Genomic DNA, 13,729 nt, shown 5'->3' with positions numbered 1-13,729 from the left:
GCGTTCCTGTGGGAGAGGGCTCGCGCGCGACGACGTCGTGTCCGGCGATATCAATGTGGCTGAGCCACGGCATTCGCGAGCAGGCCCGCTCCCACAGGGCAACCAGATCGACCGGAAAATCGCCGCCGATTTCACCATTGCCCCGCCCCAAGGCATACTTGCCACCCTCCGCATTGCAGAACACTGAACCGCCCCATGCGTATCCACGTCAGCTTCATCGACCGCGTCGGCATAACCCAGGAAGTCCTGGCCCTGCTCGGCGGGCGCAATCTCAATCTGGATGCGGTGGAAATGATCCCGCCGAACGTCTACATCGACGCCCCGACGTTGAGCCCTGAGGTGCTGGAAGAACTGCGTGACGCGCTGTTCAGCGTGCACGGTGTGCAAGCGGTGAAAGTGGTCGACATCCTCCCGGGCCAGCGTCGGCACTTGCAGCTTGATGCGCTGCTCGCGGCGATGACTGACCCGGTGCTGGCCCTCGACAGTGCCGGCAAGGTGCTGCTGGCCAACCCGGCATTGATTGCGTTGTACGGTCGCGAACCGGCCGGTGAAACTGTCGCTGAGCTGTTCAGCGATCCGGGCCTGCTCGACACGTTGCTCGAAAACGGCTTCCGCCTGCCGCTGCGCGAGATCACCGTCAACGGCCAGACGCTATTACTCGACGCCACGCCGATCACTGACGCCGGCGCCCTGCTCACCCTGTATCAACCCAACCGCATCGGCGAACAGCTCTCGGCGCTGCACCACGACCACGCCGAAGGGTTCGACGCGCTGCTTGGCGAATCCCCGGCAATCCGCACCCTCAAGGCTCGCGCACAGCGCGTTGCCGCCCTTGATGCGCCGTTGCTGATCCAGGGCGAAACCGGCACCGGCAAAGAGCTGGTGGCCCGCGCCTGCCACGCCATCAGTGCGCGGCACAGCGCGCCGTTTCTCGCACTCAACTGCGCGGCCCTGCCGGAAAACCTCGCCGAAAGCGAACTGTTCGGCTACGCCCCTGGTGCCTTTACTGGCGCGGCACGCGGTGGCAAACCGGGGCTGATGGAACTGGCCAACCAGGGCACGGTGTTCCTCGACGAGATCGGCGAGATGTCGCCGTACTTGCAGGCAAAACTGCTGCGTTTCCTGAATGACGGCAGCTTCCGCCGGGTCGGCGGTGATCGCGAGGTCAAGGTCAACGTACGCATCCTCAGCGCCACCCACCGCGATCTGGAAAAAATGGTCAGCGAGGGGCTGTTTCGCGAAGACCTGTTCTATCGCCTCAACGTGCTTAACGTCGAAGTGCCGCCGCTGCGAGAGCGCGGTCAGGACATTCTGTTGCTGGCGCGTTATTTCATGCAGCAGGCGTGTGCGCAGATTCAGCGCCCGGTCTGTCGCCTCGCCCCCGGTACTTACCCGGCGCTGCTCGGCAACCGCTGGCCGGGCAATGTCCGCCAGTTGCAGAACGTGATTTTCCGCGCCGCCGCGATTTGCGAAAGCAGTCTGGTGGATATCGGCGACCTCGACATCGCCGGGACCTCGGTCGCGCGTCAGACCGACAGCGACGTCGACAGCCTCGAACAAGCGGTCGAAGCCTTCGAGAAATCGCTGCTGGAAAAACTCTACGTCAGCTACCCCTCGACCCGCCAACTGGCCAGTCGCCTGCAAACCTCGCACACGGCCATCGCCCATCGACTGCGCAAGTACGGCATCCCCAACAAACTTTAAGCCTTGCCCGCTCCCACAGGGGTAATGCTCCGGATTGTAAAATCCGCTCAAAAACGACCTGCATCTGTACTGAAAGCGCTACAGCGGAACGATATCGCTACACACTCCTCTGATCACCGCTGTGCAAGGCTTTGATCCCGTTAAGCTTTTTTCCTTGCCCTACGCTGTAGCGATTTCGCTACAGACGCGCCATCACTCAATCAACACAAAACGTTCAAGACATTGATTTATAACGATAAATCAACATTGGCCGCATTCTTGCTAACGAACCCTTCATCAATAAGGGCTTTACCGCCCCAGCCTTCCACCGCGTCCACCAGACGAGTCTGGCCCCCTGAGGAGTTTCCATGAGCGAGTTGCGTTTTACTGAAGATCACGAATGGCTGCGCACTGAAGCCGACGGCAGCGTCACTGTCGGCATCACGGCTTTCGCGCAGAACGCCCTGGGCGACGTGGTGTTCGTGCAACTGCCTGAGCTGCAGACTTACGAAAAAGGCGCTGAAGCCGCCACCGTGGAGTCAGTGAAAGCCGCCAGTGGCGTGTACATGCCCCTCGACGGTGAAGTCCTGGCCACCAACCCAGCGCTGGAAGACAGCCCTGAGCTGGTCAACGAAGATCCGCTGGGCGAAGGCTGGTTCTTCCGCTTCCAGCCAGCCGATGCTTCGGCCGTCGCCAAACTGCTCGATCAAGACGCCTACGACCGCCTGATCAAAGCCCAAGCCGAAGCCTGAGGACAATCGACATGACTCAAGTAAACCTTGGCACCGCCAACGAATTCATCGCCCGTCACATTGGCCCGCGCGCCGGTGACGAACAAGCCATGCTCAACAGCCTCGGCTTCGATTCGCTTGAAGCCCTGAGCGCCAGCGTCATCCCGGAAAGCATCAAGGGCACCAGCGTGCTCGGCATGGACGACGGCCTGAGCGAAGCCGACGCCCTGGCGATGATCAAATCCATCGCCGGCAAAAACCAGTTGTTCAAAACCTACATCGGCCAGGGCTACTACAACTGCCACACGCCGTCGCCGATCCTGCGTAACCTGCTGGAAAACCCGGCCTGGTACACCGCTTACACCCCATACCAGCCAGAAATTTCCCAGGGCCGTCTCGAAGCGCTGCTGAACTTCCAGACCCTGATCAGCGACCTCACCGGCCTGCCGATCGCCAACGCCTCGCTGCTCGACGAAGCCACCGCCGCTGCCGAAGCCATGACGTTCTGCAAACGCCTGAGCAAGAACAAGGGCAGCCACGCTTTCTTCGCCTCGATCCACAGCCACCCGCAAACCCTCGACGTGCTGCGCACCCGTGCCGAGCCGCTGGGCATTGACGTGGTGGTGGGCGATGAGCGTGAACTGACCGACGTCACCCCATTCTTCGGTGCGCTGCTGCAATACCCGGCCAGCAACGGTGATGTGTTCGATTACCGCGAACTGACCGAACGCTTCCACGCGGCCAACGCGTTGGTGGCCGTGGCGGCCGACCTGCTGGCCCTGACCCTGCTGACCGCTCCAGGCGAGTTCGGCGCTGACGTTGCGATCGGCAGCGCTCAACGTTTCGGCGTGCCGCTGGGCTTCGGTGGCCCGCACGCGGCTTACTTCTCGACGAAAGATGCGTACAAGCGCGACATGCCGGGCCGTCTGGTCGGTGTGTCGGTTGACCGTTTCGGCAAGCCAGCGCTGCGTCTGGCGATGCAGACCCGCGAGCAACACATCCGTCGCGAGAAGGCCACCTCCAACATCTGCACCGCGCAAGTGCTGCTGGCCAACATCGCCAGCATGTACGCCGTCTACCACGGCCCGAAAGGCCTGACCCAGATAGCCAACCGCGTGCATCACCTGACCGCGATCCTCGCCAAGGGTCTGACCGCGCTGGGCCAGAAGGTCGAGCAGGAAAGCTTCTTCGACACCCTGACTCTGGCCACTGGCGCGCTAACCGCCGCGCTGCACGACAAGGCTCACGCCCAGCAGATCAACCTGCGCGTCGTCGATGCTCAGCGTATCGGTCTGTCGGTCGACGAAACCACCACGTCGGCTGACATCGAAACCCTGTGGGGACTGTTCGCCGACGGCAAGACCCTGCCGGACTTCGCTGCTCTTGCCGCTTCGGTTCAAAGCACCATTCCTGCTGCACTGGTACGCCTGTCGCCGATCCTCAGCCACCCGGTGTTCAACCGCTATCACTCGGAAACCGAGCTGATGCGCTACCTGCGCAAACTGGCGGACAAGGACCTGGCACTGGATCGCACCATGATCCCGCTGGGCTCGTGCACCATGAAACTCAACGCCGCCAGCGAAATGATCCCGGTGACCTGGGCCGAGTTCGGCGCCCTGCACCCGTTCGCGCCAGCCGCACAAAGCGCCGGTTATCAGCAACTGACCTTTGAGCTGGAAGCGATGCTCTGCGCCGCCACCGGTTACGACTCGATCTCGCTGCAACCGAACGCCGGTTCGCAAGGTGAATACGCTGGCCTGCTGGCGATCCGCGCTTATCACCAGAGCCGTGGCGACGAGCGCCGCGACATCTGCCTGATCCCCTCGTCCGCCCACGGCACCAACCCGGCCACCGCCAACATGGCCGGCATGCGCGTGGTGGTGACCGCGTGCGATGCCCGTGGCAACGTCGATATCGAAGACTTGCGCGCCAAGGCCATCGAGCACCGCGAACACCTCGCCGCGCTGATGATCACCTACCCGTCGACCCACGGCGTGTTCGAAGAAGGCATCCGCGAAATCTGCGGGATCATTCATGACAACGGCGGTCAGGTGTACATCGACGGCGCCAACATGAACGCCATGGTCGGCCTCTGCGCGCCAGGCAAGTTCGGCGGCGACGTTTCGCACCTGAACCTGCACAAAACCTTCTGCATCCCCCACGGCGGTGGCGGCCCGGGCGTCGGCCCGATTGGCGTCAAGTCGCACCTGACGCCGTTCCTGCCGGGCCACGCCCAGATGGAGCGCAAGGAAGGCGCGGTCTGCGCAGCACCGTTCGGCAGCGCGAGCATTCTGCCGATCACCTGGATGTACATTCGCATGATGGGCGGCGCGGGTCTCAAGCGCGCTTCGCAACTGGCGATCCTCAACGCCAACTACATTTCCCGTCGCCTCGAAGAGCACTACCCAGTGCTGTACACCGGCAGCAACGGTCTGGTGGCGCACGAATGCATCCTTGATCTGCGCCCGTTGAAAGACAGCAGCGGCATCAGCGTCGATGACGTCGCCAAGCGCCTGATCGACTTCGGCTTCCACGCCCCGACCATGTCGTTCCCGGTTGCCGGCACGCTGATGATCGAGCCGACCGAAAGCGAATCCAAAGAAGAACTGGACCGCTTCTGCGACGCCATGATCCGCATCCGCGAAGAAATCCGCGCGGTGGAAAACGGCACCCTGGACAAGGACGACAACCCGCTGAAGAACGCGCCGCACACCGCAGCCGAACTGGTTGGCGAGTGGACTCACCCGTACAGCCGCGAGCAAGCGGTGTACCCGGTGGCGTCGTTGATCGAAGGCAAATACTGGCCGCCGGTCGGTCGCGTCGACAACGTGTTTGGCGACCGCAACCTGATCTGTGCCTGCCCGTCGATCGAAAGCTACGCTTAAACCTGTGTGGGGGCATTTATTTGCCCCCACTCTCAACAACACCACAGATCCAATGTGGGAGCGGGCTTGCTCGCGAATGCGGTGAATCAGTCACATTTGTATTGAATGACCCACCGAATTCGCGAGCAAGCCCGCTCCCACAGGCAATGCTACAAACCTGATATTTCGCCAATTCCTATAACAAGAAACCGGAGAACCACTCATGTCGTTAAGCGTGTTCGACCTGTTCAAGATTGGCATCGGCCCCTCCAGCTCCCACACTGTCGGCCCGATGCGCGCCGCTGCGCGCTTCGCTGAAGGGCTGCGCCGGGATAGCCTGCTGACTGCCACCGCCAGCGTGCGCGTCGAGCTGTACGGCTCGCTCGGCGCCACCGGCAAAGGCCACGGCAGTGACAAGGCCGTGTTACTCGGCCTTGAGGGTGAACACCCGGACACCGTCGACACCGAAACCGTCGCCGCCCGCCTGCAAGAAATCCGCAGCAACGCTCGCCTGAATCTGCTCGGTGAACACAGCATCGCGTTCAACGAGAAAGAACACCTGGCGATGATCCGCAAGCCGCTGGCCTATCACCCTAACGGCATGATCTTCCGTGCGTTCGACGCGGCGGGCATCCAGATCCGCAGCCGCGAGTACTACTCGGTCGGTGGGGGTTTTGTCGTCGATGAAGACGCCGCCGGTGCCGATCGCATCGTCGAAGACGCCACACCGCTGACCTTCCCGTTCAAAAGCGCCAAGGACCTGCTCGGTCATTGCAGCACCTATGGCCTGTCGATCAGCCAGGTGATGCTGACCAACGAGAGCGCCTGGCGCCCGGAAGCGCAAACCCGTGCTGGCCTGCTGAACATCTGGCAAGTGATGCAGGACTGCGTGGCGGCGGGTTGCCGCAACGAAGGGATTTTGCCCGGTGGTTTGAAGGTCAAACGGCGCGCGGCGGCGCTGCATCGGCAACTGTGCAAGAACCCGGAATCAGCGTTGCGCGATCCATTGTCAGTGCTCGACTGGGTCAACCTTTATGCGCTGGCGGTCAATGAAGAAAACGCCAATGGCGGACGCGTGGTAACGGCACCCACCAACGGTGCGGCGGGGATCATTCCGGCTGTGCTGCATTACTACATGCGCTTTATTGCCGGCGCCAATGAAGACGGTGTGGTGCGTTTTCTGCTGACCGCGGCGGCCATTGGCATTCTGTACAAGGAAAACGCTTCGATCTCAGGCGCCGAAGTCGGCTGTCAGGGCGAGGTCGGCGTGGCCTGCTCAATGGCGGCCGGCGCGTTGTGCGAAGTGCTGGACGGCAGCGTGCAGCAAGTCGAGAACGCCGCGGAAATCGGCATGGAACACAACCTCGGCCTGACCTGCGACCCGATTGGCGGGCTGGTGCAGGTGCCGTGCATCGAGCGCAACGCCATGGGCTCGGTGAAAGCGATCAACGCAGTGCGCATGGCCATGCGTGGCGACGGACAGCATTTCGTCTCGCTCGACAAGGTCATCCGCACCATGCGCCAGACCGGCGCCGACATGAAAAGCAAATACAAGGAGACCGCCCGTGGCGGTCTGGCGGTCAACATTATCGAATGCTGATGCTTGCGCATCGGCGGCTGCACATTTTTCAGGAGTTGAAGATGTCTACCGAACAACTGTCGAAAACCCCGCTGCACGCTCTGCACATCGAACTCGGCGCACGCATGGTGCCATTCGCCGGCTACGACATGCCGGTGCAATACCCGCTGGGCGTGATGAAGGAACACCAGCACACCCGCGAGCAGGCCGGACTGTTCGACGTCTCGCACATGGGCCAGATTCGCCTGACAGGTGCCAATGCCGCCAAGGCCCTGGAAACGTTGGTGCCTGTAGACATCATCGATCTGCCAGTAGGCATGCAACGTTACGCGATGTTCACCAATGACAACGGCGGCATTCTCGATGACCTGATGGTGGCCAACCTCGGTAACGACGAGTTGTTCCTGGTGGTCAACGCCGCGTGCAAGGATCAGGATCTGGCTCACCTGCAAAAACACATCGGCGATCAGTGCACCATTACGGCGCTGTTCGAAGAACGCGCCCTGCTCGCCCTGCAAGGTCCGGCGGCCGCTACCGTGCTGGCGCGCCTTGCTCCGCAAGTGGCGCACATGACCTTTATGCAGTTCGCCCGCGTCAATCTGCTGGGTGTCGACTGCTTTGTCAGCCGTTCGGGTTACACCGGTGAAGACGGTTTCGAAATCTCGGTGCCGGCCGCCGATGCTGAAAAACTCGCCCGCGCCTTGCTGGCTGAACCGGACGTTCAGGCCATCGGCCTCGGCGCTCGTGATTCGCTACGCCTGGAAGCCGGCCTGTGCCTGTACGGTCACGACATGAACACCCAAACCACACCCATTGAAGCCAGCCTGCTGTGGGCGATCTCCAAGCCACGTCGCGCCGATGGCGCGCGGGCCGGCGGTTTCCCGGGGGCATCGAACGTTTTCGCACAGCAACACAATGGCGTCGCCCGCAAGCGCGTCGGCCTGCTGCCGCAGGAACGCACCCCGGTGCGTGAAGGCGCAGAAATCGTCAATGAGGCGGGCGACATCATCGGCAGCGTCTGCAGTGGCGGCTTCGGACCGACCCTGGGTGGGCCGTTGGCGATGGGTTACCTCGACAGCGCGTATGTCACGCTTGAGACACCGGTTTGGGCCATTGTTCGTGGGAAAAAGGTGCAAATGCTTGTAAGCAAAATGCCATTTGTTCCACAACGCTACTATCGCGGCTGATTGACTGTTTCTATAAGTAACGCGATTGCGTTATGCGTGCACTAATGTGTAACGCAATCGCCATAAAACAGTGCACCTTCTATCAATCGATTCGAATATGAACGTTGCTTATAACGTTCGAAAACAACTGAACAAGCCCATCATATAAGCCTGTACTAACCAACCGATTAAGTTCCTGCAGGCTCAGCAAAACCGGGCACTTCACAGGGCTTGTTTTTTCTCCCGAAGTTGGCGTAGAGTTTCCCCACTGTGTTTGCATGGGTCAGCTTGGAATCGTGACCTGGGCAGTAGCCTACAAGTTAGCTACATCCCGTTCGACGTCTTCTTACTCTCCTGCAACCAGCCCCAGTACTCTTTCATGAGAAGGAGACTGTCATTAATTTTTTGCGTCAAAGGAAATAAGAAATGTCCACACGTCAGAGCGGTACCGTCAAGTGGTTTAACGACGAGAAAGGTTTTGGTTTTATCACTCCAGAAAGCGGTCCGGATCTGTTCGTGCATTTCCGTGCCATTCAGGGCAACGGCTTCAAAAGCCTGAAAGAAGGCCAGAAAGTGACTTTCGTTGCTGTGCAGGGCCAGAAAGGCATGCAGGCTGACGAAGTACAAGCAGAAGCCTGATCTTCTGTAACGAAAAAGCCCCTGATATTGATATCAGGGGCTTTTTTGTGTGCGCGAATCCGTAAAATGGCGCTTCCATTTGCGTCCAGAGGCTGCCATGTCGAAACATCTGCTCACTCCCCAGGGCGACTTTCCTGCCGTTGGCCTTGGCCGTCGACTGGCAGCGATGTTCTATGACTTCCTGCTGTGTACTGCCTTGCTGATCGTCACCGGATTCGTTTACAAGCTGATCCAGGCGGCAATCATCGGTGAAGAACGCCTGCGCGTGCTGACCGACGCCGGGAAAATGGATGGCGATCCGCTTTACTCTACGGTACTGCTGCTGGTGCTGTTCGCGTTCTTCGCCAAGTTCTGGACCCACGGCGGGCAGACGCTGGGTATGCAAGTGTGGGGGATTCGTGTGCAGAACGCCGACGGCAGCGCGATCAGCCTGTGGCAGGCGCTGCTGCGCTTCATGGTGTCGATCGCTTCGTGGCTGTGCGTGGGGCTTGGGTTCTTCTGGTCGCTGTACGACAAGCAGAAGCGCACCTGGCACGACATCTATTCCGATACCCGCATCGTCCGGATCCCCAAGAAGCACAAATAATTTCCAAAGACCGAAAACCAAAGTGGGAGCGGGCTTGCTCACGAAAGCGGTGCATCAGTCTCTATCTGAGTCGACTGAGGTACCGCATTCGCGAACAAGCCCGCTCCCACTGGTTTTTGTGCGTGGCAGAAAGATCTCAGGCGTTACCCGCCAGCTTCATCCGCGCTGCCTGGGTGAAATCCAGCATGCGTTTGAGTGGCCGAATCGCCTGCGGAATCAGCGCCGGATCAACAAAGATCTCGTTCGTCCCTTCCTTCAAGCTCCTGAGCGTGCGCTCAAGGGTGTTCATGGCCATCCAAGGGCAATGTGCGCAACTGCGGCACGCTGCGCCGTTACCGGCCGTTGGCGCCTCAATGAAGACCTTGTCCGGGCATAGCTGCTGCATCTTATAGAAGATACCCCGGTCGGTGGCGACGATCAGCGTCTTGTTCGGCAGGCTCTGCGCGGCAGCAATTAACTGGCTGGTAGAGCCAACGGCGTCTGCCAGCTCGATCACCGACGTCGGCGATTCCGGGTGCACCAGAATGGCTGCGTCCGGGTACAACGCCTTCATGTCTTCGAGCTGCTTGGACTTGAACTCTTCGTGAACGATGCAGGCACCGTCCCACAGCAGCATGTCGGCGCCGGTCTTGCGCTGGATGTAGGTGCCCAGGTGCTTGTCCGGCCCCCAAATGATGGTCTCGCCGTTGTCCATCAGGCTTTCGACGATCTCCAGCGCGCAACTCGACGTCACGACCCAGTCAGCCCGAGCCTTAACGGCGGCGGAGGTGTTGGCATAAACCACCACCGTGCGCTCCGGATGTTGATCGCAGAACGCCGAAAACTCGTCGACCGGGCAACCCAGATCCAGCGAACACGTCGCGTCCAGGGTTGGCATCAGCACACGTTTTTCAGGATTGAGAATCTTCGCGGTCTCGCCCATGAACTTCACACCGGCGACTACTACAGTCTTGGCCGGGTGGGCGTTGCCGAAGCGAGCCATCTCCAGGGAGTCGGACACACAGCCGCCGGTTTCTTCGGCCAGGGCCTGAATCACCGGATCGCAATAAAAGTGGGCCACCAGCACCGCGTCCTGAGCCTTGAGCTCGGCGGCAATGGCGGAACGGTAGTAGGCCTCTTCCTCGGCAGTCAGCGGTTTGGGCTGTTTGGCATCGAGGTGGGCTTGAACCAGAAGGCGTTCGGAAATCTGCGTCATGTTCGCAAGACCTGCAGGCGCTTTCGCGCGAAAGTCGAGTATACACCCGGCTCCGGACCGCTTGAGGGTACCGCCGGGAGAGTGAGTAGTATCAGGCACGGACAACGTTGAAGCTGCGCAAGGCTACAGAATATCCGGAGGATACAAAAGATGATTCTGACCTGTGTCAGAACTGTGGACAGTGAAGGAACATGTGCCCGAATTGCAGGCAAAAAAAAACCCGGAAATCCTCACTTTCGTGGGCCTTCCGGATTTTCTAAACCGCCAAATATGGTGGGTCGTGTGGGATTCGAACCTACGACCAATTGGTTAAAAGCCAACTGCTCTACCAACTGAGCTAACGACCCGCTGTGTGGTGGCGCGTATAATACTGATTTTTAAGGACTATTCAACACCTTTTTTAAAATAATCAAAAATAAGGTGTTGGATCGCTCACGCCAGCCGCTGCAAAGCCTTCCGCACGCAGGCGGCAGCTGTCGCATTTGCCGCAGGCACGGCCGTCATCATCGGCCTGATAGCAGGAAACAGTCAGCCCATAATCAACGCCCAGCTTCACGCCCGCCTGGACGATCTGCGCCTTGCTCAGATTCTGCAGCGGTGCCTGAATGCGGAAGCCGTTGCCTTCAACGCCGGCTTTAGTCGCCAGATTGGCCATGCGCTCGAACGATTCAATGAACTCGGGACGGCAATCCGGGTAGCCGGAGTAATCCACCGCGTTGACGCCAATAAAAATGTCTCGCGCGCCAAGCACTTCTGCCCAACCCAAAGCGAGCGACAGGAAAACGGTATTGCGCGCCGGCACGTACGTAACCGGAATGCCCTCGCCCAGCGCCTCTGGAATGTCGATGCTGGTGTCGGTCAGGGCCGAACCGCCCATGCCGTTGAAGTTCAGGCCAATCACCTTGTGTTCGACCACACCCAGGTCGCGAGCGACACGCGCCGCAGCGTGCAATTCTGCGTGCGAGCGCTGGCCGTAATCAAAACTCATGGTGTAGCAGCTGTAGCCTTCGGCCCTGGCCATGGCCACGACGGTCGCCGAGTCCAGGCCGCCGGACAGCAGGATGACCGCACGCTTTTCGGTGGTGTTCAGTTGCTCAGTCATATCAGCGCCCCGGCTCGTCATTCCAAAGATATTTATGCAGCTGCAATTGCAGGCGCACAGGCAGGTTGTCCGCCACCACCCAGTCCGCCAGATCCCGAGCATTCAGATCATGGTGACTTGGTGAAAACAAGACTTCGCCAGCGCGTCGATCAAGACCGTACTGGATCAGCTTGGATACCGCCCAGTCGTAATCTTCCCGCGAACAGATGACAAACTTCACCTGATCGTTGGGAGTCAGCCGTTCGATGTTCTCGTAAAGATTGCGATGAACTTCTTTCGAACCTGGGGTTTTCAGATCGACCACACGACTGACGCGCGGGTCCACTGCCGAGATATCTAAGGCACCACTGGTTTCCAGCGAGACCTCGTAACCGGCATCACATAACTGTTTAAGCAAAGGAATGGCATTCGGCTGCGCCAAAGGCTCACCGCCCGTGACACAGACATAGCGCGGACGATAGCCGGCTACTTGCTCGAGGATATCGTCGAGGGTGCGAATCGTACCACCCGTGAACGCATAGGCGCTGTCGCAGTACTGGCAACGCAAGGGGCAACCGGTCAGGCGCACAAAAACGGTGGGCAGCCCGGCAGTCCGCGTTTCCCCCTGCAACGAGTAGAAAACTTCGGTAATTCTCAATGTGTCTTGCATAGTCGCCACGGGCGTAACAGCTAAACAGGCTGTCCGCCTCCGTCAGGCACTTCAGGCAGCCTCGCCAACGCGCAGGCCTCAAGAAGCGTGTTTCAGAAAAAGGGCGTGAATTCTAACGAAAAAACCCGCGACAGGCGCGGGTTTCTTCAAAACAGTCAAACAGGCTTACATGCGCTGCAGATCGCGTTGAGCCAACTGAGCGGCGGATGTGCCCGGATATTGGGCAACCACCTGCTGCAGAATGCCTTTCACCTTGTCGGTATGACCGAGGCGGCGCTCTACATCAGCCAGCTTGTACAGCGAGTCCGGCACTTTGGCGTGCTTGGGATATAGCTGCGAAACCTTGGCGAAAGCCTGACCCGCACCTTGCAGATCGCCCTTTGCCAGGTTTACCTCACCCAACCAGTACTGGGCATTGCCCGCGTATTGGCTGTTCGGGTATTTGCGCAGGAACGCGGCAAAAGCCTGGCTGGCCTTGTCGAAATCCTTGGCTTTGATCAGGTCGAAAGCGGCATCGTAATACAGCTTTTCCTTGGCCGGATCAGCCGGTTCGCTACTTGCAGCAGGCGCTTGGGCAGCCGTACCGGCAGCAGCACTTGCGTCGCCACCGGCAGAAGAATTCTCAGGAGTCGCGGCAGGTGCAGCACCGGATCCTATGCGCCGATCAAGATCCTGGTATCGCTCCAGGGATTCTTGTTTCATGCGCGCAACCTGATTTTGCAGTTCTTCAATCACACCTTGCTGGCGCGATATCTGATCCTGCATTTGTTGCAGTTGATTGAACAGCATGCCTTGTGCCGAGGTAGGGGCCGAAGCCGCTCCCCCGGCATAGGCGCCGTTCGTACCGTAACCCGCAGGCGGATAACTACTCCCGCTATTGTTATAACCGGAGTTGTCATCGACCACAGGAACCGCAGCCCACGCCGCAAGCGGCAGGAGGCTGAGAGCCAGAACAGTTACAGCACGACGGCACGTTCGCATATCGAATTACTTACGCAGTTCGACGCGACGGTTTTGAGCCCAGGACTGCTCGTCGTTGCCGGTAGCAACTGGACGCTCTTCGCCGTAGGAAACCAGTTCCAGCTGAGCTGGGGAAACACCTTGCAGTACCAGGTAGCGCTGAACGGCTTTCGCACGACGCTCGCCCAGTGCCATGTTGTACTCACGAGTACCACGTTCGTCGGTGTTGCCTTCCAGAACAACGCGAGCGCCGTTTGCTTTCAGGTCTTTGGCGTGAACATCCAGAGCGCGCATGGCTTCTGGCTTCAGGTCCGAGCTGTCGTATTCGAAGTAGAAGGTGGTGATTGCGCGCAGAGCAGCTTCTTCGCTCAGGGAACCGTCAACGGCACCAGTGTTTGCGCCGTAACCAGCGTTTGGATCAACAGCGCCTTCACCGGCGTTGTCGCCGCCTTTGGACGAGCAACCTACAGCTACAGCCATGGCCAGAGCCAGCGCAGCAAATTTACCAAACTTCAGCATTTCCATCGTGAAACTCCTAATGAACCCCAGTGTGTTAAGTAAAACGTGTAGCGCCC

At 59.6% G+C, this 13,729-nt stretch carries 12 protein-coding genes and 1 tRNA gene; 7 read left to right on the top strand and 6 right to left on the bottom strand.

Annotated features, from left to right (window positions below):
- Positions 1-195 precede the first annotated feature (195 nt).
- The 7 genes from AACY18_RS14955 (at position 196) to AACY18_RS14925 (ending at position 9,248) form a co-directional block, all read left to right on the top strand.
- A complete protein-coding gene (locus AACY18_RS14955) occupies positions 196-1,704 on the top strand; it encodes a sigma-54-dependent transcriptional regulator (RefSeq protein WP_339430966.1) in 1,509 nt (502 codons plus the stop codon).
- Between the two features lie 347 nt (positions 1,705-2,051).
- Positions 2,052-2,435 carry a glycine cleavage system protein GcvH gene (gcvH, locus tag AACY18_RS14950; protein WP_339430967.1) on the top strand — a complete coding sequence of 128 codons (384 nt, stop codon included), beginning with the start codon at positions 2,052-2,054 and terminating at the stop codon, positions 2,433-2,435.
- 11 nt (positions 2,436-2,446) lie between these two features.
- Positions 2,447-5,299, top strand: coding sequence for an aminomethyl-transferring glycine dehydrogenase (gcvP, locus tag AACY18_RS14945; protein WP_339430968.1), 2,853 nt, complete (start codon positions 2,447-2,449; stop codon positions 5,297-5,299).
- Positions 5,300-5,501: 202 nt separating this feature from the next.
- Positions 5,502-6,878 carry an L-serine ammonia-lyase gene (locus tag AACY18_RS14940; RefSeq protein WP_339465250.1) on the top strand — a complete coding sequence of 459 codons (1,377 nt, stop codon included), beginning with the start codon at positions 5,502-5,504 and terminating at the stop codon, positions 6,876-6,878.
- A gap of 41 nt (positions 6,879-6,919) precedes the next feature.
- Positions 6,920-8,044, top strand: a complete 1,125-nt coding sequence (gene gcvT, locus AACY18_RS14935) for a glycine cleavage system aminomethyltransferase GcvT (RefSeq protein WP_339430970.1) — start codon at positions 6,920-6,922, stop codon at positions 8,042-8,044.
- A gap of 405 nt (positions 8,045-8,449) precedes the next feature.
- On the top strand, positions 8,450-8,662 hold the full coding sequence (locus tag AACY18_RS14930; RefSeq protein WP_003227496.1) for a cold-shock protein: 213 nt from the start codon (positions 8,450-8,452) through the stop codon (positions 8,660-8,662).
- Between the two features lie 97 nt (positions 8,663-8,759).
- Entirely contained in the window at positions 8,760-9,248 is a 489-nt protein-coding gene (locus tag AACY18_RS14925; protein WP_339465249.1) for an RDD family protein, read from the top strand.
- A gap of 136 nt (positions 9,249-9,384) precedes the next feature.
- On the opposite strand, the gene nadA is transcribed toward AACY18_RS14925, so the two are convergent.
- The 6 genes from nadA to pal form a co-directional block, all read right to left on the bottom strand.
- A complete protein-coding gene (gene nadA / locus AACY18_RS14920) occupies positions 9,385-10,443 on the bottom strand; it encodes a quinolinate synthase NadA (protein ID WP_201228252.1) in 1,059 nt (352 codons plus the stop codon).
- 271 nt (positions 10,444-10,714) lie between these two features.
- A tRNA-Lys gene (locus AACY18_RS14915) sits at positions 10,715-10,790 on the bottom strand.
- Between the two features lie 62 nt (positions 10,791-10,852).
- Complete coding sequence (queC, locus tag AACY18_RS14910; RefSeq protein WP_339430972.1) at positions 10,853-11,545, bottom strand: 7-cyano-7-deazaguanine synthase QueC; 693 nt, start codon at positions 11,543-11,545, stop codon at positions 10,853-10,855.
- 1 nt (position 11,546) lies between these two features.
- Positions 11,547-12,194 carry a 7-carboxy-7-deazaguanine synthase QueE gene (queE, locus tag AACY18_RS14905; protein ID WP_339430973.1) on the bottom strand — a complete coding sequence of 216 codons (648 nt, stop codon included), beginning with the start codon at positions 12,192-12,194 and terminating at the stop codon, positions 11,547-11,549.
- 165 nt (positions 12,195-12,359) lie between these two features.
- Complete coding sequence (gene ybgF / locus AACY18_RS14900) at positions 12,360-13,175, bottom strand: tol-pal system protein YbgF (RefSeq protein ID WP_339430974.1); 816 nt, start codon at positions 13,173-13,175, stop codon at positions 12,360-12,362.
- A 6-nt stretch (positions 13,176-13,181) separates the two neighbouring features.
- Entirely contained in the window at positions 13,182-13,679 is a 498-nt protein-coding gene (gene pal, locus AACY18_RS14895) for a peptidoglycan-associated lipoprotein Pal (protein ID WP_003178634.1), read from the bottom strand.
- Positions 13,680-13,729: the final 50 nt, after the last annotated feature.

It is taken from the genome of Pseudomonas sp. EA_65y_Pfl2_P74 (assembly GCF_963970575.1).
In the GTDB taxonomy this organism is placed as follows: domain Bacteria; phylum Pseudomonadota; class Gammaproteobacteria; order Pseudomonadales; family Pseudomonadaceae; genus Aquipseudomonas; species Aquipseudomonas baetica_A.
The sequence above is the reverse complement of the archived record's forward strand: the minus strand, read 5'-3'. Positions and strand labels throughout refer to the sequence as shown.